General features: G+C 69.3%; 21 protein-coding genes and 1 riboswitch. Of the genes, 14 read left to right on the top strand and 7 right to left on the bottom strand.

Going from position 1 to position 26136, the window contains the following annotated elements:
• Window positions 1-22 precede the first annotated feature (22 nt).
• The 6 genes from H2Q94_RS04510 to H2Q94_RS04485 all read left to right on the top strand — a co-directional run bounded on the left by H2Q94_RS04510 (window position 23) and on the right by H2Q94_RS04485 (window position 4487).
• Window positions 23-349 (top strand): MerR family transcriptional regulator, encoded by a 327-nt coding sequence (locus tag H2Q94_RS04510; RefSeq protein ID WP_243792321.1) that lies wholly within the window; start codon window positions 23-25, stop codon window positions 347-349.
• A 113-nt stretch (window positions 350-462) separates the two neighbouring features.
• Complete coding sequence (locus tag H2Q94_RS04505) at window positions 463-741, top strand: hypothetical protein (RefSeq protein WP_243792319.1); 279 nt, start codon at window positions 463-465, stop codon at window positions 739-741.
• 413 nt (window positions 742-1154) lie between these two features.
• Entirely contained in the window at window positions 1155-2852 is a 1698-nt protein-coding gene (locus H2Q94_RS04500; protein WP_243792317.1) for an AMP-dependent synthetase/ligase, read from the top strand.
• Window positions 2853-3293: 441 nt separating this feature from the next.
• Window positions 3294-3650 carry an SSI family serine proteinase inhibitor gene (locus tag H2Q94_RS04495; RefSeq protein WP_243792315.1) on the top strand — a complete coding sequence of 119 codons (357 nt, stop codon included), beginning with the start codon at window positions 3294-3296 and terminating at the stop codon, window positions 3648-3650.
• A gap of 104 nt (window positions 3651-3754) precedes the next feature.
• Entirely contained in the window at window positions 3755-4153 is a 399-nt protein-coding gene (locus tag H2Q94_RS04490) for a YidH family protein (protein ID WP_243792312.1), read from the top strand.
• Window positions 4143-4487, top strand: a complete 345-nt coding sequence (locus H2Q94_RS04485; RefSeq protein ID WP_243792310.1) for a YidH family protein — start codon at window positions 4143-4145, stop codon at window positions 4485-4487. The genes H2Q94_RS04490 and H2Q94_RS04485 overlap by 11 nt, the downstream gene beginning before the upstream one ends.
• A gap of 47 nt (window positions 4488-4534) precedes the next feature.
• On the opposite strand, the gene H2Q94_RS04480 is transcribed toward H2Q94_RS04485, so the two are convergent.
• From H2Q94_RS04480 to gcvH, 4 genes are all read right to left on the bottom strand, one after another.
• A complete protein-coding gene (locus tag H2Q94_RS04480; protein ID WP_243792308.1) occupies window positions 4535-4954 on the bottom strand; it encodes an organic hydroperoxide resistance protein in 420 nt (139 codons plus the stop codon).
• A gap of 1 nt (window position 4955) precedes the next feature.
• Window positions 4956-5474, bottom strand: a complete 519-nt coding sequence (locus H2Q94_RS04475; protein WP_243792306.1) for a MarR family winged helix-turn-helix transcriptional regulator — start codon at window positions 5472-5474, stop codon at window positions 4956-4958.
• 294 nt (window positions 5475-5768) lie between these two features.
• Window positions 5769-7121 (bottom strand): L-serine ammonia-lyase, encoded by a 1353-nt coding sequence (locus H2Q94_RS04470; RefSeq protein ID WP_243792304.1) that lies wholly within the window; start codon window positions 7119-7121, stop codon window positions 5769-5771.
• 23 nt (window positions 7122-7144) lie between these two features.
• Complete coding sequence (gene gcvH, locus H2Q94_RS04465; RefSeq protein WP_243792302.1) at window positions 7145-7519, bottom strand: glycine cleavage system protein GcvH; 375 nt, start codon at window positions 7517-7519, stop codon at window positions 7145-7147.
• A gap of 136 nt (window positions 7520-7655) precedes the next feature.
• Window positions 7656-7748, bottom strand: a riboswitch (glycine riboswitch).
• A gap of 208 nt (window positions 7749-7956) precedes the next feature.
• Here gcvH and H2Q94_RS04460 point away from each other — a divergent pair.
• The 8 genes from H2Q94_RS04460 (at window position 7957) to H2Q94_RS04425 (ending at window position 22098) form a co-directional block, all read left to right on the top strand.
• On the top strand, window positions 7957-9420 hold the full coding sequence (locus H2Q94_RS04460) for a glycoside hydrolase family 30 protein (protein WP_243792300.1): 1464 nt from the start codon (window positions 7957-7959) through the stop codon (window positions 9418-9420).
• A 143-nt stretch (window positions 9421-9563) separates the two neighbouring features.
• On the top strand, window positions 9564-10679 hold the full coding sequence (gene ald / locus H2Q94_RS04455; RefSeq protein WP_243792297.1) for an alanine dehydrogenase: 1116 nt from the start codon (window positions 9564-9566) through the stop codon (window positions 10677-10679).
• Window positions 10680-11053: 374 nt separating this feature from the next.
• Window positions 11054-11542: a hypothetical protein gene (locus H2Q94_RS04450; protein WP_243792295.1), complete on the top strand. Its 489-nt coding sequence runs from the start codon at window positions 11054-11056 to the stop codon at window positions 11540-11542.
• A 125-nt stretch (window positions 11543-11667) separates the two neighbouring features.
• Window positions 11668-12687: an ABC transporter ATP-binding protein gene (locus H2Q94_RS04445; RefSeq protein ID WP_243792293.1), complete on the top strand. Its 1020-nt coding sequence runs from the start codon at window positions 11668-11670 to the stop codon at window positions 12685-12687.
• Window positions 12687-13535 carry an ABC-2 transporter permease gene (locus H2Q94_RS04440; protein ID WP_243792290.1) on the top strand — a complete coding sequence of 283 codons (849 nt, stop codon included), beginning with the start codon at window positions 12687-12689 and terminating at the stop codon, window positions 13533-13535. The genes H2Q94_RS04445 and H2Q94_RS04440 overlap by 1 nt, the downstream gene beginning before the upstream one ends.
• A 436-nt stretch (window positions 13536-13971) precedes the next feature.
• Window positions 13972-17670: an ABC transporter ATP-binding protein gene (locus H2Q94_RS04435; RefSeq protein WP_309501165.1), complete on the top strand. Its 3699-nt coding sequence runs from the start codon at window positions 13972-13974 to the stop codon at window positions 17668-17670.
• 365 nt (window positions 17671-18035) lie between these two features.
• Complete coding sequence (locus H2Q94_RS04430; protein WP_243792285.1) at window positions 18036-21752, top strand: multifunctional oxoglutarate decarboxylase/oxoglutarate dehydrogenase thiamine pyrophosphate-binding subunit/dihydrolipoyllysine-residue succinyltransferase subunit; 3717 nt, start codon at window positions 18036-18038, stop codon at window positions 21750-21752.
• Window positions 21753-21921: 169 nt separating this feature from the next.
• Window positions 21922-22098 carry a DUF6104 family protein gene (locus H2Q94_RS04425; RefSeq protein ID WP_243792282.1) on the top strand — a complete coding sequence of 59 codons (177 nt, stop codon included), beginning with the start codon at window positions 21922-21924 and terminating at the stop codon, window positions 22096-22098.
• 248 nt (window positions 22099-22346) lie between these two features.
• Here H2Q94_RS04425 and hutI read toward each other — a convergent pair whose 3' ends face one another.
• The 3 genes from hutI to H2Q94_RS04410 all read right to left on the bottom strand — a co-directional run bounded on the left by hutI (window position 22347) and on the right by H2Q94_RS04410 (window position 26098).
• Window positions 22347-23507 (bottom strand): imidazolonepropionase, encoded by a 1161-nt coding sequence (gene hutI / locus H2Q94_RS04420; protein ID WP_243792280.1) that lies wholly within the window; start codon window positions 23505-23507, stop codon window positions 22347-22349.
• Window positions 23508-23591: 84 nt separating this feature from the next.
• Entirely contained in the window at window positions 23592-24902 is a 1311-nt protein-coding gene (locus tag H2Q94_RS04415) for a formimidoylglutamate deiminase (RefSeq protein ID WP_243792278.1), read from the bottom strand.
• Entirely contained in the window at window positions 24899-26098 is a 1200-nt protein-coding gene (locus H2Q94_RS04410) for an allantoate amidohydrolase (protein WP_243792276.1), read from the bottom strand. The genes H2Q94_RS04415 and H2Q94_RS04410 overlap by 4 nt, the downstream gene beginning before the upstream one ends.
• Window positions 26099-26136: the final 38 nt, after the last annotated feature.

The following is a 26136-nucleotide window of genomic DNA, read 5'->3' as shown; positions in this document are numbered from 1 at the left end:
TCAAGGAGTAAGATTCCCGACCATGCTCCGAACCGCGGACGAAGAGCTCACCATCGACGAATTGGCCGCCCGCGCCGGCGTCACCGTGCGCACCGTTCGCTTCTACGCGTCCCGAGGCCTGCTTCCCCCGCCCCGGCTGCGCGGCCGACTCGGCCTCTACGGCGGTGATCACCTCGCGCGGCTCGACCTCATCCGGGAATTGCAAGCGCTCGGGTTCACCCTCTCCGCCATCGAACGCCACCTGGAGCGGATTCCCGACGACGCCACCCCGAGGATCTCGCGCTGCAACGCGCCCTGCTCGCGCCGTGGACCAGCGACCAGAGCGAAGACCTCACCCGGCACGAACTGAGCCAGCGCGCCGGCCGCCAGCTCGACGACGAACTGGTCGAGCAGCTCGTCGCGCTCGGCATCCTGCACGGCCTCGACGAGGAACTCAGCCGGGTACGGCTGCCCAACACCGCCATGCTCGGCGTCGGCCTGCAAATACTGGACCTCGGCCTGCCGCTGGACATGCTGTTGCAGGCCAAAGGAATCGTCGAGCAGCACACCACGCAGATCGCCGTCGAACTCCGCGAACTGTTCGCCGCCAACGTGCTGCGCCCCTACCTCGAACGCGGCCGCCCCAACGACGAGCGGGAACGCGTCCGCCTCGCCACCGACCAGCTGCGCCCGCTGACCATCCAGGTGCTCGTCAACGGATTCCAGAACGCCGTCAACGACGTCATCCGCGACCACGTCTGAACGGCGCGAGCAAGGGAACCTTCCTGTCGGCAGCGCGAGCAAGGTCGCCTCTCGGTCACCTCGCGCGCCCAAGCGAGCAAGGGCACCTTCCTGTCACCAGCGCGAGCAAGGGAACCTTCCTGTCATCGCCGTGAGATCCAACCGGACGTGAACGGCCAGCAGCCCGGACGCATCCGACCTGAGGGCGGTCGTCACTCGAAGCAAGTGCGGCACGACCCGAACGAGCGAAACGGTTCCACTGACGGCCGAACCCGCCACCGGCAACGCCGCACCCGGCGAACCCAGGGCGAACCGGGAACGGCCGCACCGCACCCATCCGCCTACTGGCCAAGCCGGCCCTGAGTGCGGTTTCATCGGCGAGGTCACCGTGACTCATGTCACGAAGGTGGCCACCTCGTGAGTGGAGGAGCCACATGAGCACACCCGCGGAGACTGCGGTGCAGGCGCCGACCGCGACCATTCCGCACCTGTTCACCCGCAACGCCACCGAACACGGCGACCGCCCGGCGCTGACCGCCGACGACCGCACCTGGACGTGGGCTGAAGCCGCCGAAGCCGTGCACGACCTCGCTGCCGGATTCGCCGACCTCGGCCTGCAGTCCGGCCAGACCGTGGTGCTGATGATGTCCAACAGCGCTGAGCAGTGGCTGGCCGACGTGGCCGTCACCTGCCTCGGAGCGGTGCCGATCCCCGTGCATCCGGCGCTGAACTCCGGCGAAGTACGCGACGTCACCCGGCACAGCCGTGCGCACATCGCCGTCCTGAGCAACGCCCACCACGTGCGCCGCTGGTCGGCGGCACTGCGCGAACCGGACGCGCTCAGCCACGTCATCGTCGTCGACCACAACGCCGCCCCCGAAGAGGACGACCGCTTCCTCACCTGGCAGGCGCTGCGCGCACGCGGCGAACGGCACCTGCAGCGCGACCCGTCGATCGTGGACCGCCACACCGCGAACGTCACGCCCGACGCCCCCGCCACCGTGCTCTACTCCCCCGACGCGATCGGTGTGCAACGCGCCGTGGTTCTCACCCACCGCAACGTGCTCGCCGCCGCCTCGGCCCGGCAACGGGTCACCGGCGTCCCGCCGCACACCAACACCCTCTGCTACCTGCCGATGGCGCACATCTCCGAACGCGCGGGCAACCTCTACAGCGCCATCCACGACGTCACCCACGTGCACTTCTGCAACGGCATCGCCCAAGCGATCCGGCAACTGCCCGTGGTCCGGCCGCACACGTTCTTCGGGGTGCCGAGGATGTGGGAAAAGCTCGCCGACGTCGCACGCGCGCTCCCCACTCCGCACAACGCGGCGGAAAGGCACGAGGTCCTCAGTGGACTGGGATTGGACGGGACCGTGTGGGGCGCGAGCGGAGCGGCCCCGATCAGCCGCGACGTCCTCGACCTGTTCGCGGAACTCGACTTCCAGATCTTCGAAACCTGGGAATCGACCGAGACTAGCGGCTGGGCCTGCACCAACCGGCCCGGCGCCGTCCGCTTCGGCACCGTCGGCAAGGCGCTGCCCGGAGTCGACATCCGCACCGATGAGGACGGCGAAGTGCTGATCCGCGGACCCCTCGTCTGCGCGGGACACCTTCAGGGGGACGGCCTGATCCGGGTGGCCACCGATGCCGGCGGCTGGCTGCGCACGGGGGATGTCGGCAGCGTCGAGCACGGATACCTCACCATCACCGACCGCAAGAGCGAGCTCATCGTCAGCTCCCGCGGCGAGAGCGTCGCTCCCAGCGTCGTCGAGAACGCCCTGCGAACGCACCCGCTGATCGGCCACGCGCTCGCTTTCGGCGAAGGGCGCCCGCACGTCGTCGCGCTGCTCGTGCTGGACGAGGACACCGCACCCGAATGGGCGCGGGCGCACGGGATCTCCGAGACCGGACTGTCCGAGCTCGCACGGCACCCCGACGTCGTGGGCGAAGTGGGCCGGGCGGTGGAAGCGGCCAACGCCGTGCTCGGCTCGTCCGGCCAGGTCCTCGCCCACCGGCTGCTCGACCGCCAATGGGGCGCGGAAGGCGGCGAACTCAGCCCGGCGCTGAAGTTGCGCCGCCGCGTCATCCACGACAAGTACGCCGACACCCTCGATTCCCTCTACGACTGACCCGCGGCGAACACCGCGAGGAAGGGAACCTTTCTGCCACGGAGGCGAGGAAGGGAACCTTCCTGTCATCACCAACGCCCACAGCGCGCTCGCTCACGCCTCAATGCGAGGAAGGGAACCTTCCTGTCACCGGCGCGAGGAAGGGAACCTTCCTGTCATCCACCGCCCTGACAGGCCCGGCTTCGCCTCCCTCGGCGAGGCGGCAACACTCGAGCGCCCCGCTCACTTTGGGGTGACCAACACCGGCTGGATACCCACAAAAAGATCACCCGAGGGTCACCGCGATCCACCACCCTGAACCACGATCTGGTGATCTTCGGTTTCCGATGCGGAAATCAGCCGGTCGCTGCCGATAAATCTGTGCGGAGTCTTCCCTCAACCTCTTGGAGGCGCACCGACATGGTCGGCACCCGGTTCTTCCGTGGCTTTCTACTCGCGGCGATGGCCGCTGTCCTGCTCACCCCGGCGATGGCGAACGCCACCGCGACCACGAGCCACCTGACGCTCACGATCGCGAGCAAGGACCGCGCCGAAGCACCGCGCACCGTGCAACTGCGATGCGAGCCGACGGGCGGCACGCACCCGAGAGCCGCCGAGGCCTGCGAAAGCCTGCTCGCGGCCGACGGCAACTTCGATCAGGTCGGCCAGCCCCACACCAGTGCGCCCTGTCCACTGGTGCTGCGGCCGGTGATCGCCAGCGCGCACGGCACGTGGCAGGGCAAGCCGCTGCACTTCGACAAGGAGTTCGGCAACAGCTGCGTCGCGACTTCGAAGCTGGGGACCGTGTTCGACTTCTGACCCGCACCAACGGCGACCGGCCCTCGCGCAGCGGGGGCCGGTTCCAGGTGTGAAGCGCGCCCTCTACTGAGGATTCATCGCGCTGGTCGCATTACGGTGGCCGCATGGCTTCCGAGAACGACGACCCCGCCTGTAAACGCTGGCCGCACCGGATTTACGGCGTCGGCAACGAACCGGATCCTCGTTTCACCCTCGCCAACGAGCGAACGTTCCTGGCTTGGATCCGGACCGCGCTGGCGCTGATGGCCGCGGGGGTCGGCGTTGAGGCCCTGAACGCCGCGGCCGGAACCGGCCCGGATCCGCTGCGCACCTCGCTGGCCGTGCTGCTGCTGCTGGCGGGAGTCGTGTGCAGCATCGCGGCTTTCGGCCGATGGATGACCATGGAACGGGCACTGCGCACGAACTCCCCGCTGCCACCCCCGAAGCTGGCGCCGATCCTCGGTTTCGGACTGGGCGTGATCGGCCTGGCCGCACTGGTCCTGCTGCTGATCAGTGGGTTCTGAGGTGCCGGACGAGCGCCACGGGCCGTGGGATCCCGGCCTGCAGATCGAACGGACGACGCTCGCCTGGTTGCGCACCGGACTGACGTTCGTCGTGGGTTTGATGGTGTTGCTGCGGTTGCTGGTGCACCGCAGCGCCGTCGCCGCGGCGGTGTGCGCCGCTGTGACGATTCCGCTCGCGGTGGCGATCACCGTGCTGTCCTGGAGCAGGCATCGTCAGGCCGAGCGCCGGTTGCGCGCCGATGATCCGTTGCCCGACGGCGTGCTGCACGCTTCGTTCACCGCATCGGCGGTGCTGGCCGGGGTTGTCGGAACGGTCTACGTGCTGCTGATGTGACCTCCCGCGCCAAGCCGCGACAGCCTGGCGCGGGACGGCCGAGGCGATCAGGCCACCTCGAGGTCGATCTGCACGTTGCCGCGGACGGCGTTCGAGTACGGGCACACCGAGTCGGCCTGCTCGGTCAGCTGCTGCGCCTGTTCGCGGTCGATGCCGGGCAGGCTGACCGACAGGGTGATGTTCAGGCCGTATCCACCCGAGCCGTTGCTGCCGATCCCGACCTGGGCGGTCACCGAGGAGTCGGCGATGTCGGCCTTGGCCTTGCGTGCCACCAGCTGCAGTGCGCTGTGGAAGCACGCGGCATAGCCGGCGGCGAACAATTGCTCCGGGTTCGTCGAGTCCCCGCCGGGGCCGCCCATTTCGCGGGGCACCGCGAGGTCCAGATCGAGCACACCATCGGATGACCGGGTACGACCGCCCCTGCCCTCGCCGGTCGCGGTCGCCTCGGCCGTGTACAGCGCTGCCATCTCAATCTCCTTGTGTCGTGGTCCCGCGCAGGAGTTCGTCGGTGATGGGAATGCCCGCCGCCACCGCGGTTCGAGCTCGCTCCGCCGCCTCGTCCACGTTCGCCGTGAGCCGTTCGAGCGTCGAACGCAGGTCCAGCACTTCGTCGAGCCGCATGCCGCTCGCGGCGAGGAGCCGCTGCGGAATGGCCGACGCCGGTTGCTCCAGTTCACGGCCCGCGTCGGTCAGACCGACCTCCACGGACCGCTCGTCCCGAGCGCTGCGCCGCCGCGCCACCAGGCCACCTGCTTCGAGCCGCTTCAACAACGGCGACAACGTTCCGGAGTCGAGCCGAAGCGTCACCCCGAGGTCCTTGACCGCCAGCGCATCGCGTTCCCAGAGCACCAACATCACGAGGTACTGCGGGTAGGTCAGCCCCAGCTCGTCGAGGAACGGCCGATACAGGTTGGTGAACGAGCGCGACGCGCTGTAGAGCGCGAAGCACACCTGCCGATCCAGCGACAGCACCGAGTCCGAACTCATCCCGCCTCCTGCACGAGATCAACGCTAACCGTGATTTGAGTTGTGCGCAACTTGGTTGTGCACAACTCAATGCGAGGAAGGGAGCCTTCCTGCCATCCGGTGCCGACACCCGCCGACGCCACGCCTGCGGACACACGCGGCCACCCGGACCACCAGCTCACCACAACGGGCCGCGACGACGACCGCGAGCCGAGCGCACCGTGACAGGAAGGTTCCCTTCCTCGCGCAGATGACAGGAAGGTTCCCTTCCACGCCTCACCCGCGCGGACTCGGCCGGCGCTTCGGCCGGCGGGATCAGCACTCGATGACGTTGACCGCGAGGCCGCCGCGGGCGGTCTCCTTGTACTTGGCCTTCATGTCACGGCCGGTGTCCCGCATGGTCTTGATCACCTTGTCGAGCGAGACGATGTGGCTGCCGTTGCCACGCAGTGCCATCCGCGCGGCGGTGACGGCCTTCACCGAGGCGACCGCGTTGCGCTCGATGCACGGAATCTGCACCAGGCCGCCGATGGGATCGCAGGTGAGACCGAGGTTGTGCTCCATCGCGATCTCGGCGGCGTTCTCGACCTGCCACGGTGTCGCGCCGAGCGCCTCGGCGAGCCCCGCGGCGGCCATCGAGCACGCCGACCCGACCTCGCCCTGGCATCCGACCTCGGCACCCGAAATCGACGCGTTCTCCTTGAACAGCACGCCGATCGCCCCTGCCGCCAGCAGGAACCGGACCACGCCGTCCGCACCGGCTCCGGGGACGAAACGAACGTAGTAGTGCAGCACCGCGGGAACGATGCCCGCAGCACCGTTGGTGGGCGCGGTGACCACCCGGCCGCCCGCCGCGTTCTCCTCGTTGACCGCGAGCGCGAACAGGGTGAGCCACTCCATCGGGTCGTCCTGCTCGGTCAAACTCGCCCGCAGTGCCGCGGCACGCCGGTTCACCTTCAAACCGCCGGGCAGCACACCATCATTGCCGCACCCGTTGTCGACGCATTCGCGCATCACATCCCAGATATGCAAGAGCCGGGCACGGATTTCTTCAGCGGAACGCCACGACAGTTCGTTCTCGAACATGACATCGCTGATCCGCGATCCGGACTCTGCCACTCGCGCGAGCAATTCCTGACCGGTGCGGAACGGGTGTCGAACCACGGTCTCGTCCGGTTTGATCCGATCCGCCCCGGTCGCGTCATCGTCCACGACAAAACCGCCACCGACGGAATAGAACACCGCGGCACGCAACTCGCCGGAAGCACCGAAAGCGGTGAACCTCATTCCGTTCGGATGCAGCGGCAACGATTTCCGCCGATGCATCACGAGATCACGGTCGACGGAGAACCCGACGTCGTGCTCACCCGCCAGCAACAACCGGCCGCCGGCCCGGATCGCATCCGCCCGATGCTCGACGGCCGCCGGGTCCACCGTCTCCGGATCGTGCCCTTCGAGCCCGAGCAGCACCGCTTTCGGGCTGCCATGGCCGTGTCCCGTCGCTCCGAGCGAACCGAACAACTCGGCCTTCACCCTGGTGACCTCACCGAGCAGACCGTCGGTGCGCAACCGTGCCGTGAACATCCCGGCCGCCCGCATCGGACCGACGGTGTGCGAACTCGACGGCCCGATGCCCACTGAGAAGAGGTCAAAGACGCTGATCGTCACAGCTCCGTCCCCCTCAGCCCGGCTTACTCACCACCGGTCAACTGGGCGTATTCCTGGGCCGTGAGCACAGCACCGGTCTGCTCCACACGCACTTCGAGAAGCCATCCCGCGCCGAACGGGTCCGTGTTGACCACCGCCGGGTCGTCCGCGGCCGCCTCGTTGGTCGCCACGACCTCGCCGGTCACGGGCGCGTACAGATCGCTGACCGATTTCGTCGATTCCAGCTCGCCGCAGGACTGACCCGATTCGATCCGCTCGCCCACCTCGGGGAGCTGCACGTACACGATGTCGCCGAGCGCTTCGGCGGCGAACGGCGTGATGCCGATGCGGACCAGGTCACCCCGGTCTTCGATCCACTCGTGTTCCTCGGTGTAGCGCAGCTGCTCGGGCAGGGACATGGAGGCTCCTCACCATCGTGGGCACAGGTGTGCCCGGTTCGTGGGCCTCCCCCTCTGTTGCGGAACCTGAGAGCTTCACCGCGTTCGCGGTTTGCACCGTGGGTGCGGCGCCGGAGCGCACGCTTTCCAGAGTCGCCTCGCCCGAACGGTCATGGGTGCCTGAGAGTTTGCAGGGAGTGTTTGCTCCTTCGGCGCCCTGTCGATGCAGGGTCTCTCCCGCCCGGGATCTGCGGCATATGCATTTGTCGGCGTGCCCAGCAACGATAAACGGGCACCCGCCAGTGTCAATGCCCACCGCTGCGGATCACACGGATACCGCGAGGAAGGGAACCTTCCTGTCACCGGTGACAGGAAGGTTCCCTTCCTCGCATCACCCGGGCGCGGGTTGCCGCCGAATGGAGCTACCCGGGTGAGATCGGCTGGACGACCCTGAGCGCATGTCGGATCACAGGACACGCGCCACGGCGTTGATGCCTCGCGGCAGGAGGACGGCTGCGCTGGTGCTCTCGGCGATCATCCTCAGCACCGGAGTGGCGCTGGCCCCGCCCGCGCAGGCGGCACCGGCGGTCGGCATCTGGCTGAGCACGAAGGACGGCCAGAGCAAGCTCGCCCGCCAGCCCGACGCGGAGTTCGGCTCGGGCGGCGGGAACCAGACGATCACCGTGGATCCCGCGACGACCTATCAGGCCATCGACGGGTTCGGAGCCGCCCTGACCGACTCCTCGGCGTGGCTGGTGAACAACTCACCGCGGCGCGACGAGATCATGTCCCGGCTGTTCGACGCGGAAAACGGAATCGGCCTGACCGCGTTGCGGCAAGTCGTCGGCGCCTCGGATTTCGCGCGTTCGACCTACAGCTATGACGACGTGCCCGCAGGTGAGAGCGACTACGATCTTTCTCAATTCTCGATCGCCCACGACGAGGCCGACATTCTTCCGCTTCTTCGACGAGCGAAGGAATCCGCACCGGAATTGAACGTGGTGGCGAGTCCGTGGAGTGCGCCCGCGTGGATGAAATCCAACGGTTCCATGGTCGGCGGCGAACTTCCGGCGCAGAACTACCAGGTTTTCGCCGACTACCTCGTCCGGTTCGTGCAGGCTTATGAGCAGGCCGGCGTCCCCGTCGACTCGCTGACGCCGCAGAACGAACCGTTGAACGATCCGCCTTCGTACCCCGGCAGTCCGATGGCCCCGGACGACCAGGCCGCGTTCATCGGCAACGACCTCGGACCGAAGCTGGAACAAGCGGGCCTGGACACGAAGGTCTTGGCCTACGACCACAACTGGGACGACACCGACTACCCGAACCGCGTGCTCGGCGACGGCAACGCCGCGAAGTACGTGGACGGCGCCGCCTTCCACTGCTACGGCGGCACACCCGACGCGCAGAGCGCGGTGCGCGACGCGCACCCGGACGCCGAGATCCACCTCACCGAATGCTCCGGCACCGAGTCCTCCGACCCGGCGGCCACCTTCGGCGACACGTTGACCTGGCAGGCGAGCAACCTGATCATCGGCGGCACTCGCAACTGGGCGAAGAGCGTCCTGCTGTGGAATGTGGCACTGGATGCGGATCACGGTCCGGTGATGGACGGCGCGTGCTCCGACTGCACCGGCGTGACCACCGTCGACAACAACACCGGCGAGGTCGGCTACAACGCCGAGTACTACGTGCTCGGGCACGCCAGCAAGTTCGTGCGCCCCGGCGCGGTCCGGATCGGGTCGAACGAGCTCGAGGGCGTGCACAACGTCGCGTTCCGCAATCCGGACGGTTCCACCGCGCTGATCGCGCTCAACTCCGGCGGCGATGAGCGGCCGATCACCGTGTCCTGGCAGGGCCGGAACTTCGACTACGCGCTGCCCGCAGGCGCCCTCGCCACCTTCACCTGGCCCCCGGCCTGAGCGCCGGATCGGTGCGAGGAAGGGAACCTTCCTGTCACCGGTGGCAGAAAGGTTCCCTTCCTCGCATGACCGGCAGGCGTGCGGGGCAGCGGGTTCTGGGCGGACGATGCAGTGGAGCTCCAGGTGACGGGGAGGGGTAGCCGGTGAGGGTCGCGGTTCCGCGGGAGATCAAGAACCACGAGTACCGAGTGGCGTGCACGCCTGCCGGGGTGCACGAGTTGCGGGCGCGCGGGCATGAAGTGTTCGTGGAGGCGCAGGCGGGCGCAGGTTCGTCGATTCCAGACGAGGACTACGTCGCGGCCGGGGCGACGATCGTGGCGACGGCCGACGAGGCGTGGTCCGCGGGCGAGCTCGTGCTGAAGGTGAAGGAACCGACCCGGGAGGAATTCCCCCGCCTTCGTCCCGGGCAGGTCCTGTTCACCTATCTGCACCTGGCGGCCTCCGCGGAGCTGACGAACGAGTTGCTGCGCGCCGAGGTCACGGGACTCGCGTACGAAACGGTGCAGACCGCGAGCGGCGGGCTGCCGCTGCTGGCACCGATGAGCGAGGTGGCGGGCAGGCTGGCTCCGCAGGTGGGCGCGTACGCGCTGCTGCGCCCGCACGGCGGCCGCGGGGTGCTGCCCGGCGGTGTTCCGGGAGTGCCGCCTGCGCGCGTGGTGGTCATCGGCGGTGGTGTGGCGGGCCTGAACGCTGCGCGCGTCGCACTGGGCATGGGCGCCGAGGTGGAACTGCTGGACACCAACGTCGACAAGCTGCGGGAGATCGACCGCGATTACCGGGGCACCATCCGCACCGTGGCGTCGAACGGATACACCGTGGAGTCGGCGGTGCGCTCGGCGGACCTGGTGATCGGCGCGGTCCTGATCCCCGGTGCGAAGGCGCCGAAACTGGTGTCGAACGAGTTGGTGGCGCAGCTGAAACCGGGCAGCGTCCTGGTGGACATCGCGATCGATCAGGGTGGGTGTTTCGCCGATTCACGCCCCACGACGCACGACGATCCGACGTATCGGGTGCGCGAATCGGTGTTCTACTGCGTGGCGAACATGCCGGGCGCGGTGCCGAACACTTCAACGCACGCCTTGACGAATGTGACTCTGCCGTACGTGCTGCGCATCGCCGATCGCGGTTGGCGGGCCGCGTGCCGTTCCGACGCGTCGCTGGCGGCCGGGCTGAACACGCACGGCGGCCTGCTGGTGAGCGATGCGGTGGCGCAAGCCCATGGGCTGCCGAGCACGAGTCCGGACACGGTCCTGGTCTGATCCACGCGCCTGCCGCCCACGATTCGGGAAAGGCGCCGCACCACGATCAAAAATTCACCCGTCGAGGGGATGCTGCCCGGACGATGTAAGGGGCAGCCCGCTCAACCGGTCTGGGGGTCACCGGGAGCAGGCTGCCGGATCCCAGTATAAGACACGAACGCCTGATTTCCGACGTGCGCAACGTGACCACCCCAGGCCCACTTCGACCTGGACGGCCCACTCGACCAGGTGAGTTCGGTGCAGCTCGTCCGGCGAACTGCCGATGGGTATGCGCGAAGTCGCGAAGATCGGTGGCGGTCCTCGACGCGGGCCTGCCTGCACCCCGCGTCCCGCACCGGTCGCGGCGCTGTGCCCGAACGACGTGGGGAGACCCGTTGAACGACGCGAGGATGCGGGAGGCGGTGCTGGATCGGCTGGCCCGACTTGATCGGGTGGCCACCGACGGCGGCACCGAAGCACTGTTACCGGTCGCCAGGTCCGAACTGCACCGCCTCACCGACGGGCTCCGGGCACTGCTCACCGCTCATCACCCGGACCCCGATGGGAAGTGCCCGGCCTGTTCCGGTGGGGTGCGCAGCCGGAGTTGGCCCTGCGAATCATGGCTGCTGGTGCACCGCGGGCTCATCGGCGACCGAGGGGCTCCCTCGGAGCCTGAACCGATCGACCCGGCCATCGAACACGATGGCGAGGGACGATCCGAGTGGCCGGGAACTCCTCAACCGGCCCGCGACGACTCCACTGCCCCTGCCCGCCACCACCATCGTCTCCAGCTCGACGAGACGCCGGAATCCGGTCACGCTCCGGCGCCCCGGTCACCGGTGCCGGAACGGCCGATCGCGTGGCCGCAGTACGGCTGCGGCTGATTTCCGCACTCCTCCCGAACGACGTGGGCCGGTCAGGCAGGATGGGACCGCCCCGCGCCCGAGCGTGATCGTCCGCGTTCGCGCTCACGGCACCCCGGCGGGGCCGAGCGACGATGGAGGAGCGTGTGCACGACGGCAGTGGCCGGATCCTGGTGCAGAACCTGAGCAAGAACTTCGGGCCGGTCAGCGCGGTCCAAGATCTCAGCTTCGCCGTTCATCCCGGTGTGGTGACCGGGTTCCTCGGCCCGAACGGATCCGGTAAGACGACCACGTTGCGCATGGTGCTGGGGCTGGTGAACCCGACGTCGGGGGCGGCCACCGTCAACGGCGTTCCGTTCAACCGCCTGCGCAACCCCGCCACGGTGGTGGGCGCGGTGCTGGAGGCGCAGAGCTTCCACCCGTCGCGCACCGCCCGCAACCACCTGCGCTGCTATTCGGCGGCGATGAACGTGCCCGACCAGCAGGTCGACCAAGCGTTGGACCTCGTCGGGTTGAGCAATGCCGCCGATCGCGGAGCCGGTGGTTTCTCACTGGGCATGCGGCAGCGGCTGGCGCTGGCGACGGCGCTGCTCGGTGATCCGCAAGTGCTGATCCTCGACGAACCGGCCAACGGGCTCGACCCCGAAGGCATCGCGTGGCTGCGCAGCTTCTTGAGGTCCTTCGCGGCATCCGGGCGCACGGTGCTGGTCTCCAGTCACCTGCTGCGCGAGATGGAGCACACCGTCGACCACGTGGTGATCGTCAGCCGCGGCCAGTGCGTCTACAACGGCGACCTCGACCAGTTGCGCGCGCAGCAGCGCAGCCGGGTGCTCGTACAGGCCGGTGATGCCAACACCTTGGTGACCGCTTTGCAGGCCGCGGGACTCGCCGTGGAGCTCGTCCCGGACGGCCGGATCGCCGTCACCGGCTCCGACTCGCGGTCGGTCGCCGAGCTGGCCTTGCAGGCCGGGGTCGCGGTCTACGGGATGCAGGAGGAGCAGGTCGACCTGGAGCGGCTGTTCTTCCAGCTCACCAGCGGCCAGTACGTCGGCGGCCCCTATTCGTCCGCGGGCGTGCCGCAACCGCCCGGCTCAGGTGGCTGGGGGCCGCCGGGCGGCGGTCACAACCCGTACGAGCAGCACGGCGGATTCGGTGGTGGAGCCTGATGGACGGCCTGGTCAAATCCGAGTTCCGGAAGATCTTCACGACCAACCTGTGGTGGGCGCTGCTCATCCCGGTGGTGCTGCTCAGCTTCGGCGCGAGCTGGCTGGGCACCGGTTTCGGCTACATGTCCTCGGTCGAGCAGGAACTCGGGCGGCCGCTGCCGCTGGGCCTGCTGACCATGTCGATGTCGACGAATTTCAGCACGATCTTCGCAGGCCTGCTGGGGGCGCTGGCGTTCGCGGGGGAATACCGGAACAAGAGCATCACCACGACGTATCTCACCGGTAATCCGCGAGGCGCGGTGCTCGGCGCGAAGCTGATCGCCTACACGAACCTCGGGTTGCTCTACGGACTGGCCAACGTGATCTCCGCCAGCCTCGGTGCCCTGGCCGGCGCCGGGCTCGACGGGTTCGGCGACGGCGCCGACTGGTTCATCGTGTGCGCGGCCGGGTTGCTGGCGATGGTGCTGTGGACATTGCTCGGTGTCGGTTTCGGCGCGGTCGTCGCCAATCCGGTGATCGTGATCATCGTGTTGCTGGTGTACAAGTTCGTGTTCGAGTTCGTCGTCGATCTGTTCCTGATCGGCTCCGACGCGTCGGGCGTGAGCGCCTATCTGCCGGGTGCGGCGGGCAGCGGGATCGTCGGCAACCTCGCCGTGCCGATCTTCATCACGGCCACCACCGGCGCCGACGAGCAGTTCGTGCCGCAGGGCTTCTTCGACGTGCTGCACTTCGTTTTCGGCGGTTCCTACGCGCATCCGTGGTGGCTGAGCCTGCTGACCTTCGCGGGATACGCCGCGCTGTTCATCCTCGGCGGCTGGTACTTCAGCAACCGCCGCGACATCACCTGAGGCGCCGCGGGGCGTTCGATGAGGAAGGGAACCTTTCTGCCGCCGGTGGCAGGAAGGTTCCCTTCTTCGCGTCCGGGACCCGTGGGGACGGTCGGCCTCAGCTCACTGCGTGGCGCAGCCGATTCGGATGCCGGGTGACAGGAAGGTTCCCTTGCTCGCGCTGTTGGCAGGAAGGTTCCCTTCCTCACGCTGAGCGCGCCGCGGCGTTCCGGGCTCGGCGTGACAGGAAGGTTCCCCTGCTCGCGCCGGTGACAGGAAGGTTCCCTTGCTCGCTTCTGCACGGCGGCGTGGTGCACGTCGCTGAGCTGCCCGGAGCGTCGGGGGTGGGACCTAGGCTGGATTGGTGAGCGACTCCGACAGCGAATGTCTCAGGCCCGGTTGGATCCGTCGTTTGTCCGCCGCTTGCTGGCGGCATCCGGTCGCGGTGCTGCTGGCGATGGGGGCGTCGGTGGCGGCGGTGGGGTTGGAGGCGTTGGTCCCGCTGATCACGAAGGCGGCGGTGGACGACGCGGTCGGGGGCGACACGAGCCGGCTGTGGTGGCTGGCAACGGCGTTGGCGGGACTGGGGCTGTTCCGGTTCGGCGCGGCGTTCGTGCGGCGCTATTCGGCGGGCCGGTTGGCGTTGGACGTGCAGCACGATCTGCGGCGCGCGGTGTTCGGTTCGGTGCAGCGGCTGGACGGCGGTAAGCAGGACGCGCTGCGCACGGGCCAGGTGGCTTCGCGGGCGATCAGCGACTTGCAGCTGGTGAACGCGTTGCTGTCGATGGTGCCGCTGGCTGCGGGCACGGTGGTGCTGATGGTGTTCGCGCTGGCCGCGATGCTGTGGCTGTCACCGATGTTGACGCTGGTCATCTTGGTGGTGGTGCCGTTGATCGGGATGGTGTCGGCGCGCAGCAAGAAACGGTTGTTCCCGGCGACGTGGTCGGCTCAGCAGCGGGCGGCGGACATCGCGCAGCACGTCGAGGAGACGGTCGCCGGCGTCCGGGTGGTGAAGGGCTTCGGGCAGGAGTCGCGTGAGGTCGCCCGGCTGGAGTCGGGGGCGCGGCGGTTGTTCGCGGAACGGCTGCGCACGGCGCGGATGACGTCGTTCCCGCAGGCGAGCTTGTCGGTGCTGCCCGCGGCGGGGCAGGTCGGGGTGCTGGGTCTCGGCGGCTGGATGGCGTTGCACGGGCAGGTGGGGCTCGGCACCTTCGTGGCGTTCGCCGCGTACGTGGCGATGCTGGGCGGCCCGGCTCGGATGATGGCGAGCGTGCTGGTGCAGGGCCAGTTGACGCGCGCGGGCATGGAGCGGATCACGGACCTGATCGATTCCCGCCCGGATGTGCGCGACCGGCCGGGTGCGGTGGATCTGCCGGAGGTCCCGCTGCAGGTGCGGCTGGACGGCGCGGGTTTCGGCTACACCCGTGATCAGCAGGTGTTGCGGGACGTGTCGTTGCGGGTGGAGCCGGGCGAGACGGTGGCGTTGGTGGGTCCGGCGGGTTCCGGCAAGTCGACGGTGTCGTTGCTGTTGCCGCGCTTCTACGACGTGCAGCAGGGCTCGGTGCGGATCGGGCCTGCCGATGACGAAGCGGATTTCGATGTGCGCGATGTGCGGTTGGAGTCGTTGCGCTCGGCGGTGGGGGTGGTGTTCGAGGAGGCGTTCCTGTTCTCGGACACGATCCACGGCAACATCGCCTACGGGCGGCCGGACGCGTCGGAGGCCGAGGTGGTCGCGGCGGCGCGGGCGGCGGAGGCGCACGGGTTCATCTCGGCGTTGCCGGACGGGTACGCGACAACGGTCGGCGAGCGCGGGTTGACGTTGTCCGGCGGGCAGCGGCAGCGGGTGGCGTTGGCGCGGGCGTTGCTGTCGGATCCGCGGATCCTGGTGCTCGACGATGCGACGTCGGCGGTGGATCCGGCCACGGAGGCCGCCATTCATGACACGTTGCGGTCGGTGACGGCCCTGCGCACGACGTTGTTGATCGCGCATCGCCGGTCGACGCTGGCGTTGGCGGACCGGGTCGCGGTGCTCGATGCGGGCCGGGTCGTCGATGTGGGTACGCGGGAGGAGCTGGAGCGGCGGTGCGGCTTGTTCCGCTCGTTGCTGGCGGGGCCGGGCGAGTCGATCGACACTGCCAGCGCCGGTGGACCCGATGCGAGCGAATCCGACGCCTCGACGACACCGGAGCTGTGGCCGTCGGAGCGGTCGGAGCCGGAGCCGCGTGCGGTGGTGCCCGCAGGCGGCACGCGCGGCACGCGCGGAGGCGGCGGGGGCACCGCCACTCCGCTCACTCCGGAGTTGGCGGAGGGGCTGAGCCGGCTTCCGGCCGCCACGGGTGAGCCTCGGCTTCCTGGGGTGGATGCGACGGCGCCGGATCCGGGGTTCCGGCTGGCCAAGTTGCTGCGGCCGATCCGCTGGGGTCTGGCGTTGACGGTGCTGCTGGTCGCGGCGGACGCGCTGGGGTCGATCGCGTTGCCGTCGCTGGTGCGCCACGGCGTGGACGGCGGCGTCGGCGCGGGCAACACCGGGACGTTGTGGCTGGTCACCGCGGTCGGCGGCGTGATCGTGCTGGTCAGCTGGCTGGTGATCAAGGTGCAGACGGTGGTGACGGCCCGCACCGGCGAGACGTTGCTGTACTTGCTGCGGGTGCGCAGCTACGCGCACCTGCAGCGGCTCGGGCTGGACTACTACGAACGCGAGCTCGCGGGCCGGATCATGACGCGGATGACCACCGACGTGGACGCGTTGTCCTCGTTCTTGCAGACGGGGCTGGCCACGGCAGTGGTGAGCCTGTTCACCATCGTCGGGATCGCGGTCGCGCTGCTGGTCACGAACCTGTCGTTGGCGTTGGTGGCGCTGGCGGTGCTGCCGCCGCTGATCATCGCCACCGTGATCTTCCGGCGGGTGTCGTCGACGGCGTACGCCGAGGCGCGGGAGCGGGTCAGCACGGTGAACGCGGATCTGCAGGAGAACCTGTCCGGGCTGCGGGTGGCGCAGGCGCATCGCCGCGAGCGCCATTCGGCGAAGTTGTTCGCGCAGCGCAGCGACGCGTACCGCCGGTCGCGGCTGCGCGCGCAGTTCTACATCGCCACGTACTTTCCGTTCACGGCGTTGCTCTCGGAGCTGGCGCAGGCCGTGGTGCTGGGTGTGGGCGCGACGCGGGTGGCGTCCGGTGAGATGACCGCCGGTGTGCTGGTGGCGTTCTTGCTGTACCTGGGCATGTTCTTCTCCCCGGTGCAGCAGTTGTCGGGCGTGTTCGACGCTTACCAGCAGGCTCGGGTCGGGTTGCGCCGCATCGGTGATCTGCTGCGCACCCCCACGTCGGTGCCCGCGGCGGCGGAGCCGCTCCCGGTTCCGGGCCGGTTCGCCGGTGAGGTCGAACTGCGTGCGGTGTCGTTTCGCTATCCGGGCACGGACCGGCCCGCGTTGCGCGATGTGACGCTGAAGGTCGATCCGGGCACCACGGTGGCGTTGGTGGGGTCGACGGGTGCGGGCAAGTCGACGCTGGTGAAGCTGCTGGCCCGGTTCTACGACGCCACCGACGGCGCGGTGCTGGTCGACGGGGTGGACGTGCGGGATTACGACCTCACCGGCTATCACCACCGGTTGGCGGTGGTGCCGCAGGAGGGCTACCTGTTCGCCGGGGACGTCGCGTCGAACATTTCTTATGGCGATCCGTCTGCGACGGAGGCCGATGTGGAGCGGGCGGCACGCGATGTGGGCGCGTTGCCGGGCATCACGATGCTGCGGCGCGGTTTCCGCCAGGAGGTGGGCGAGCGCGGCCGGGAGCTGTCGGCGGGGCAGCGTCAGCTGGTGGCGTTGGCTCGCGCGGAGTTGGTCCGGCCGGATCTGCTGTTGCTGGACGAGGCGACGGCGGCGCTGGATCCGGCCACGGAATCACTGGTGGTGTCGGCGAGTGATCGGGTGGCCGCCCGCCGGACCACGTTCGTGGTGGCGCACCGGTTGGGCACGGCGGCCCGGGCGGACCGGATCGTGGTGATCGACGGTGGCCGGATCGTGGAGGACGGCACGCACTCGGAACTGATGGAGCTCGACGGCCATTACGCGCGGCTGTGGCGGGCCGGTGATCACCTCGCCGAGGAGGCCGCGGCGGACGGTGACGCAGCGCATGATCCGATCCGCGCCTCCCCCTGATCGGTAGCTCACCGAACCGGCCAACACGGACACGCCGCGTCACCGGTTCCCGCACAACGGACCTGGTCATCCCGCAAGGCGGGAACACTGCTTGTCACCGAAACGTTGTAGTACTCGCGCACGACAAACAGGCCGGAAAGCTACTGGGAACCCCGGTGGAGAGTCGGCGCATGTTACGGGATTCAGTGATCGTCAACGACACCCGAACGGGTCAGGTTTGCCTGGTGGGAAACCTTCCTGATCGATCCTGTGACCGAGCTCTTCACCACCAGGTCCGCACTGTGTGCCAATCGCACTAATCGGACCGCTAGCCTGGTACTTGAGTGTGTACATCACGAGCAGATGGATCGAGGCGAACGCCAGCCGTGTCCAGCAGCAGCCCTGCGTCACAGTTCGGCCCCAACGAGTGGTTGATCGAGGAGATGTACGAGCAGTACCTCCAAGATCCCACGTCGGTGGACTCCGCGTGGCACGAGTTCTTCGCCGACTACAAGCCGGGGCAGGCGACCTCGGTTTCGGTAGCCGCTGACAACTCCGCAGCCGCGTCCGGAGCCGGATCGACCACGACGACGGTGTCGGGAAACGCGACCGCGACGGCCACGCGCAGCGAAGGCAACGGGCAGGCCCGCCCGGCCGCCCCAGCGCAGCCTCCCGCGGCGAAGCCGGCCAAATCGGCCGAACCGAAGCCCTCTCCGCAGCAGGCCGCCAAGGCCGCTCCGGTGAAGAGCGCGGGTGCGGGCGAGGAGTCGAAGCCGCTGCGCGGCGCGGCCGCGGCGATCGCCAAGAACATGGAGCAGTCGCTGACGGTGCCGACCGCGACGAGCGTGCGCGCGGTACCGGCGAAGCTGCTGTTCGACAACCGCATCGTGATCAACAATCACCTCAAGCGGAACAAGGGCGGCAAGGTCTCGTTCACGCACCTCATCGGCTATGCGCTGGTGCGGGCGATGCGGGACTTCCCGAACATGAACCGCCACTACGGGGAGGACGCCAAGGGCAAGCCCGCGGCGATCACCCCGGAGCACGTGAACCTCGGTCTCGCGATCGACCAGCCCGGCAAGGACGGGTCGCGCAACCTCGTCGTGGCCTCCATCAAGGGCTGCGAAGAGATGACCTTCCAGCAGTTCTGGCAGGCCTACGAGGAGATCATCCGCAAGGCCCGCACCGGTGGGCTGACCGCGGACGACTTCTCGGGAACCACGTTCTCGCTGACCAACCCGGGTCCCTCGGGCACGAACCACTCGGTGCCGCGGCTGACCAAGGGCCAGTCGGCGATCATCGGCGTCGGGGCGATGGACTACCCGGCGGAGTTCCAGGGCGCCTCGGAGCGGGCGCTGGTCGAGATGGGCATCAGCAAGATCGTCACGCTGACCTCCACCTACGACCACCGGGTCATCCAGGGCGCCGAGTCCGGTGACTTCCTGCGCAAGGTGCACCAGCTGCTGCTGGGCGAGGACGGGTTCTTCGACGAGATCTTCTCGTCGCTGCGCATCCCGTACGAGCCGATCCGCTGGACCCAGGACATCCCGGAAGGCGCCGTCGACAAGACCGCGCGGGTCCTGGAGCTGATCGACGCCTACCGCACCCGCGGTCACCTGATGGCCGACATCGACCCGCTGAACTACCGGCAGCGCAGGCACGAGGACCTCGACGTCCTCTCGCACAGCCTCACGCTGTGGGACCTGGACCGGGAGTTCGCGGTCGGCGGCTTCGCGGGCAAGGAGCGCATGACGCTGCGCGACGTGCTCGGCGTGCTGCGCGACTCGTACTGCCGCACCGTCGGCGTCGAGTACATGCACATCCTCGAGCCGGACGAGCGCGACTGGCTGCAGAACCGGGTCGAGAAGCCGCACGAGAAGCCGGAGCAGTCCGAGCAGAAGTACATCCTGTCGAAGCTCAACGCCGCCGAGGCGTTCGAGACGTTCCTGCAGACCAAGTACGTCGGGCAGAAGCGCTTCTCGCTGGAGGGCGCCGAGACGGTCGTGCCGCTGCTGGACGCGGTGCTGGACTCGTCGGCCGCTTCCGACCTGGACGAGGTCGTCATCGGCATGCCGCACCGCGGTCGCCTCAACGTGCTGGCCAACATCGTCGGCAAGCCGATATCGCAGATCTTCCGCGAGTTCGAAGGCAACCTGGACCCGGGGCAGGCGCACGGTTCCGGTGACGTGAAGTACCACTTGGGCGCGGAGGGCAAGTACTTCCGCATGTTCGGCGACGGCGAGACCAAGGTGTCGCTGACCTCGAACCCCTCGCACCTGGAGGCCGTGGACCCGGTGCTGGAAGGCATCGTCCGCGCCAAGCAGGACATCCTGGACAAGGGCCAGGAAGGCTTCACGGTGCTGCCGGTGCTGATGCACGGCGACGCCGCGTTCGCCGGTCAGGGCGTGGTCGCCGAGACGCTGAACCTGTCGCTGCTGCGCGGCTACCGCACCGGCGGCACCGTGCACGTGATCGTGAACAACCAGGTCGGCTACACCACCGCCCCGGAGCACTCGCGGTCGAGCAAGTACTCCACCGACGTGGCGAAGATGATCGGTTCGCCGGTCTTCCACGTCAACGGCGACGACCCCGAGGCCTGCGTCTGGGTCGCGAAGCTCGCCGTGGAGTACCGCCAGAAGTTCGGCAAGGACGTCGTGATCGACATGGTGTGCTACCGCCGCCGCGGGCACAACGAGGGCGACGACCCGTCGATGACGCAGCCGGCGATGTACGACGCGATCGACAAGATGCGCAGCGTCCGCAAGACCTACACCGAGTCGCTGATCGGCCGCGGTGACATCACCGTCGAAGAGGCCGAGAAGGCGCTCAAGGACTACGCCAGCCAGCTCGAACACGTCTTCAACGAGGTGCGGGAGCTGGAGAAGCACCCGCCGGAGCCGAGCCCGTCAGTAGAGTCCGAGCAGGTGGTCCCGACGAAGCTGATCACCGCGATCTCGTCCGAGACGCTGGAGCACATCGCCGACGCGCACGTGAACCTGCCCGAGGGCTTCACCCCGCACTCGCGGGTCAAGCCGGTGCTGGAACGCCGCGCGAAGATGGCCCGCGAGGGCGAGATCGACTGGGGCTTCGGTGAGCTGCTCGCCTTCGGCTCCCTCGCCATGGAAGGCCGCCCGGTGCGGCTGACCGGGCAGGACTCGCGGCGCGGCACCTTCGGCCAGCGGCACTCGGTGCTCATCGACCGCAAGACCGGGTCGGAGTACACCCCGCTGCTGAACCTCGCCGAGGACCAGGCGAAGTTCCTCGCCTACGACTCGGCGCTGTCCGAGTTCGCCGCGATGGGCTTCGAGTACGGCTACTCGGTCGCCAACCCCGACGCCCTCGTGGCGTGGGAGGCGCAGTTCGGCGACTTCTTCAACGGCGCCCAGTCGATCATCGACGAGTTCATCTCGTCCGGTGAGGCCAAGTGGGGCCAGCGCTCCGACGTGGTGCTGCTGCTCCCGCACGGCCACGAAGGCCAGGGGCCGGACCACAGCTCGGCGCGCATCGAGCGCTGGCTGCAGCTGTGCGCGGAGGGCTCCATGACGGTCGCGTTGCCGTCGACCCCGGCGAACCACTTCCACCTGCTGCGCAGGCACTCGCTGGACGGCATCCACCGCCCGCTGGTCGTCTTCACGCCGAAGTCGATGCTGCGGATGAAGGCCGCGACGAGCTCCGTCGCCGACTTCACCGAGGGCAAGTTCACCTCGGTGATCGACGACCCGTCGCAGCCGGACCCGTCGGCGGTGCGCCGGATCGTGTTCTGCTCCGGCAAGCTCTACTACGAGCTCGCCGCCGAGAAGGAGAAGCAGGGGCACACCGACACCGCGGTGGTGCGGCTGGAGCAGCTGTACCCGCTGCCGCACCGCAAGCTCGGCGCGATCCTGGAGCGCTACCCCAACGCCACCGATGTCCGGTGGGCGCAGGAGGAGCCGGCGAACCAGGGGCCGTGGCCGTTCCTCGGCTTGGCGCTGCCGGAGCTGTTCCCCGAGCGGCTGCAGGGACTCAAGCGCGTGTCGCGGCGCCCGATGGCCGCCCCGGCCACCGGCCTGAAGGCCGTCCACGACGTCGAGCAGGCCGAGGTCGTGCAGAACGCCTTCAACTGATCCCGTCGTAGTTCGCGGGCCGTCGGTTCCTCCGGGAACCGGCGGCCCGCTTTTGTGCGCGGGGGTGGGTGCGAGGAAGGGAACCTTACTGTCACCGGTGACAGTAAGGTTCCCTTGCTGTCAGGGTCCGGCGGCGTGGGCCGTCGGCAAGCGCATGGAGGAGGAAGCGGTGTACTTCACCGACCGTGGCATCGAAGAGCTCGAGGAGCGTCGCGGCGATGACGAGGTGACCTTGGCTTGGGTCGCCGACCGGATGCGGGTCTTCGTCGACCTGAACCCGACTTTCGAGGACGCCACCGAGCGCCTCGCGACCTTCCTCGCCCGGGACGACACCGACGAGGACTGACCGCTCCCCCGCTCGTCACGTCGATCCGCCCCCCGATTTTCCCGGCGGCGCCGCTCGTTCATCGGTGCGAGGAAGGGAACCTTCCTGTCACCGGTGACAGGAAGGTTCCCTTCCTCACGTGATCGGCGGTGTGGTGGGCTCCGGTTCGCGGGGACGGCGGCGGGGCCGCGCGATTCCGGCGGGGTGGCAGAAGGGCGACCTTCTTCGCCGCGGTGACAGGAAGGTTCCCTTCCTCGCGGCACCGCGGTTCAGCGCTGCCGGGTGCCTGCTCGCCACACGGCGTGGGTGAGCGGGACGCCGGGCCGGTACGCCAGCCAAGAGGCGCTGGGCGCGTCAAGCACGTGCACGTCGGCGCGCGCGCCGGGACGCAGCACGCCGACGGCGCCGTCACCGGTGTCGCGCCGCAGTGCGCGCGCTCCGCCGAGGGTGGCGGCGCGGACGGCTTCGGGCACGGTCATCCGCATCTGCAGCACGGCGGTCGTGACGCAGAACGCCATGGACGAGGTGTAGGAGGAGCCGGGGTTGCAGTTGGAGGCGAGCGCCACGGTGGCTCCGGCGTCGAGCAGTGCCCGCGCGGGTGGTAGCGGTTGCCGGGTGGACAGGTCGCATGCGGGCAGCAGTGTCGCGACGGTGCCGGAGTCGGCGAGGGCGGCGATGTCGCCGGGTTCGAGGTGGGTGCAGTGGTCGACGCTGGCCGCGTCGAGTTCCACGGCGAGCCGCACGCCGGGGCCGGGTCCGAGTTGGTTGCCGTGGACGCGCAGGCCGAGTCCGCGTTCGGCGGCGGCGCGCAGCACTGCCCGGGATTGGTCGGCGTCGAACGCGCCGCGTTCGCAGAACACGTCGCACCAGCGCACGTGTTCGGCGACGGCGTCGAGCATGTCGCCGCGGACCAGGTCGACGTAGTCGTCGGCGTCTTGGCCGGGCGGGACGAGGTGCGCGCCGAGGAAGGTCACCTCGTCGACTTCGGCGGCGGCGAGGCGAGCGGCGCGGAGTTCGTCGGCGATGGTGAGCCCGTAGCCGGTTTTGGTCTCCAGGCAGGTGGTGCCTTGGGCGGTGGCTTCGGCGACGTGGCGGCGCAGGGTCGCGGTGAGTTCGTCGTCGCTGGCGGCGCGGGTGGCTTCGACGGTGACGGCGATGCCGCCCGCGGCGTAGGGCTCGCCGTTCATGCGCGCGGTGAATTCGGCGGTGCGGTCGCCCGCGAAGATCAGGTGGGTGTGGCTGTCGACCCAGCCGGGCAGCACTGCTCGGCCTTCGACGTCGACGGCGTGGTCGGCGGGGGGTGCGTGCGCGGCCGGTCCGGCCCAGGCGATTCGGTCGTCGGCGAGCACCAGCGCGGCGTCGGTGAGCGAGCCGAGTTCGTCGTCGTTCGTCGTCAGTTCACCGATTCCAGTGATAACAGTGGATGTCATCGTTCACCCGTCCTCAACGCTTGATCGTCACGGCTGACCGCGCTGTGCGGCCGTTCGCCTTGCCGGACGCCGAAAATCCGGTGGTCACAGGAGTTCCTCCAGCAGCGGCCGGAGCCGTCGGCCCGGGTCGGGGATGTGTTCGTGTTCGCCGTCGCGGACGATGCCGCGGCCGTTCGCGATGACGTGCCGGACGTCGTCGGCGCGGGCCACCGCGGGTACCGCGGCCGGCGGAACCGCCGCGAGCCGCGTCCCGTTGAGGTCGACGGCGACGAGGTCCGCGCGTTGCCCGGGGGCGATGCGCCCGGCGTCGAGCCAGCCGAGTGCGCGGTGGCCGGTGGTGCTCGCCATCTCCAGCAGTCGTTCGGCGCCGAAGTGTCCGCGTCGTTCGGTGCTCAGCCGCTGTCCGGATTCGACGGCGTGGGCCTCGGCGAGCACGTCGATGGTGGAGTGCCCGTCGCTGCCGAGGGACAGCGGGCTGCCCGCCGCGTCGAGTGCGAGGGCGGGGCCGATGCCGTCGCCGAGGTCGGCTTCGGTCGTGGGGCACAGGCATGTTCCGGTGCCGCTGCCGCCGAGCAGCCGCAGGTCGTGGCCGGTGAGGTGCGTGGCGTGCACGGCGGTGGTGTCCGGCCCGAGCGCCCCGGCCGAGTCGAGCAGTTCCGCAGGGGTGCGGCCGTGCGCGGCGAGGCACGCCTCGTTCTCCTTGCGCTGTTCGGAGAGGTGCACGTGCAGGGGCGCGCTGAAGCGGTGCGCCCATGCGGCGATCTCGGCGATCTGTTCGGGGGGCACGGCGCGCACCGAGTGCACCGCGGCGCCGAGCCGCACTCGTGCGCAGTCCACTGTGAACCGTTCGGCCCGTTCGGCCCATGCTTGCGCGTCCCCGTCGGAGAACCGCCGCTGCACTCCTTCGACGGGCGTGCCGAATCCGCTGGTCAGGTAGCACGTGTCGAGCAGGGTGAGCCGGATTCCGGCGTCGTGTGCGGCTTGGGCGAGCGCCGCGCTCATCTCGTTCGGGTCGTCGTAGCGGCCGCCGCCCGGTGGGTGGTGCAGGTAGTGGAATTCGCCGACGGTGGTGATGCCGGCGAGCGCCATCTCGGTGTAGACGGCGGTGGCGAGCCGCCGGTAGGTGTCCGGGTCGAGCTTGCCCGCGACCGCGTACATCTGTTCGCGCCAGCTCCAGAAGGTGCCTTCGCCGGTTGCCCGGCCGCGCAGCGCGCGGTGGAACGCGTGGGAGTGCGCGTTGGCGAGGCCGGGCAGCACCAGCCCGGGAAGTCGCGTGGCGCCGTGGGGCTGGGAGTCGGCGGTGGTGATCGAGGCGATGTGGGTGCCGTCGACTTCGATGAGCACGCCGGGTCGGGGGCCGTCGTCGAGCCAGGCCCGTTCGCACCAGTACCTCATGCGGCCCACCTCCGGAGCACGTCGGCGAGTGCGGCTCCGCCCGCGTCGCAGTCGGCTGGTTCGGCGTGTTCGTCGGGCGCGTGGCTGATGCCGGTGGGGTTGCGGACGAACAGCATCGAGGCTGGGACGCGTGCGGAGAGCACCCCCGCGTCGTGTCCGGCACCGGTGGCCAGCGCCGGCGCGTCGTCAAGCGCCGTGCACAGTTCGTCGCGCAGTGCGGAGTCGAAGTGCACGGTGCCGCTGTAGGACTCCTCGGTGACTTCGACTTCGCAGCCTTCGTCGCGGGCGTATTCGGCGGCCCGCTCGGACAGTTCCGCCACGAGTGATCGGGTGGCCGCTTCCGCGGGGGATCTCGCGTCCAACCACATGTCCACTGTGGACGCGATGACATTGGTTCCGCCCGGGTTGGGCACGAGCCTGCCGACGGTGGCACGCGCCTGATCCCGCGCGGCGGCGCTCTCCCTGGCGGCGAGCACCGCGCGCGCGGCGGGCAGCATCGGGTCGCGGCGGTCGGCGAGCAGCGTCGCTCCGGCGTGATTTCCCTGGCCGCGGAAGCGAAATCGCCACCGGCCGTGCGCGAGGATGGAGGAGGCGACGGCCACCGGACGCGCCAGGTCCACCAGGCCGCGGCCCTGTTCCACGTGCAGTTCCACGAACCGCCCGATGCGGCGCAGCGCCGCCTCGTCCGCGCCCGCCCGCTCCGGGTCACCGCCTGAGTCGCGCAACGCCTCGGCGAACGTCACCCCGTCTGGGTCGCGCAACGCGCACGCCGCGTCCCGGGTGATCGTCCCGCTGAGCAGTCGCGAACCCAGGCACGGCACCCCGAACCGACCGCCTTCCTCCTCGGCGAACACCACGATCGCGATCGGGCGCCGCGGCCGAAAACCACTGGCGCGCAACGATTCCACGGCGCTCAGCGCGGCGGCGACACCGAGCGGGCCGTCGAACGCACCGCCACCCGGCACCGAGTCGAGGTGGCTGCCGGTGACGATCGCCTGATCGTCCGGTTCGCCCCACCACGCCCACAGGTTCGCGTTGCGATCGGTGTGCACGTCGAGGCCGCGCGCCCGCGCCTGCTCGGTGAACCATTCCCGCAGTTCCCGCTCACCGCCGTCGAACACGTGCCGCGAGTAGCCCCCGCGTCGCCGATCCCGCCCCACCTGGTCGATCTGCGCCAACAGCGCACTGGTGCCCATCCGGTTCTCCTCCCGCACGATCCCGCCGGCTGCCTCTG

It is taken from the genome of Saccharopolyspora gloriosae (assembly GCF_022828475.1).
GTDB classification, from domain to species: Bacteria; Actinomycetota; Actinomycetes; order Mycobacteriales; family Pseudonocardiaceae; genus Saccharopolyspora_C; species Saccharopolyspora_C gloriosae_A.
Note: the sequence above shows the minus strand (reverse complement) of the source record. Positions and strands in the feature narration are given on the sequence as shown.

What these genes read in the sequence shown, in the direction of transcription:
- H2Q94_RS04510 (WP_243792321.1), top strand. Translation starts at nt 23, where the DNA reads ATGCTCCGAACCGCGGACGAAGAGCTCACCATCGACGAATTGGCCGCC.
- H2Q94_RS04505 (WP_243792319.1), top strand. Translation starts at nt 463, where the DNA reads ATGCTCGGCGTCGGCCTGCAAATACTGGACCTCGGCCTGCCGCTGGAC.
- H2Q94_RS04500 (WP_243792317.1), top strand. Translation starts at nt 1,155, where the DNA reads ATGAGCACACCCGCGGAGACTGCGGTGCAGGCGCCGACCGCGACCATT.
- H2Q94_RS04495 (WP_243792315.1), top strand. Translation starts at nt 3,294, where the DNA reads ATGGCCGCTGTCCTGCTCACCCCGGCGATGGCGAACGCCACCGCGACC.
- H2Q94_RS04490 (WP_243792312.1), top strand. Translation starts at nt 3,755, where the DNA reads ATGGCTTCCGAGAACGACGACCCCGCCTGTAAACGCTGGCCGCACCGG.
- H2Q94_RS04480 (WP_243792308.1), bottom strand. Translation starts at nt 4,954, where the DNA reads ATGGCAGCGCTGTACACGGCCGAGGCGACCGCGACCGGCGAGGGCAGG.
- H2Q94_RS04475 (WP_243792306.1), bottom strand. Translation starts at nt 5,474, where the DNA reads ATGAGTTCGGACTCGGTGCTGTCGCTGGATCGGCAGGTGTGCTTCGCG.
- gcvH (WP_243792302.1), bottom strand. Translation starts at nt 7,519, where the DNA reads ATGTCCCTGCCCGAGCAGCTGCGCTACACCGAGGAACACGAGTGGATC.
- H2Q94_RS04460 (WP_243792300.1), top strand. Translation starts at nt 7,957, where the DNA reads ATGTCGGATCACAGGACACGCGCCACGGCGTTGATGCCTCGCGGCAGG.
- H2Q94_RS04440 (WP_243792290.1), top strand. Translation starts at nt 12,687, where the DNA reads ATGGACGGCCTGGTCAAATCCGAGTTCCGGAAGATCTTCACGACCAAC.
- H2Q94_RS04435 (WP_309501165.1), top strand. Translation starts at nt 13,972, where the DNA reads ATGGGGGCGTCGGTGGCGGCGGTGGGGTTGGAGGCGTTGGTCCCGCTG.
- hutI (WP_243792280.1), bottom strand. Translation starts at nt 23,507, where the DNA reads ATGACATCCACTGTTATCACTGGAATCGGTGAACTGACGACGAACGAC.
- H2Q94_RS04415 (WP_243792278.1), bottom strand. Translation starts at nt 24,902, where the DNA reads ATGAGGTACTGGTGCGAACGGGCCTGGCTCGACGACGGCCCCCGACCC.
- H2Q94_RS04410 (WP_243792276.1), bottom strand. Translation starts at nt 26,098, where the DNA reads ATGGGCACCAGTGCGCTGTTGGCGCAGATCGACCAGGTGGGGCGGGAT.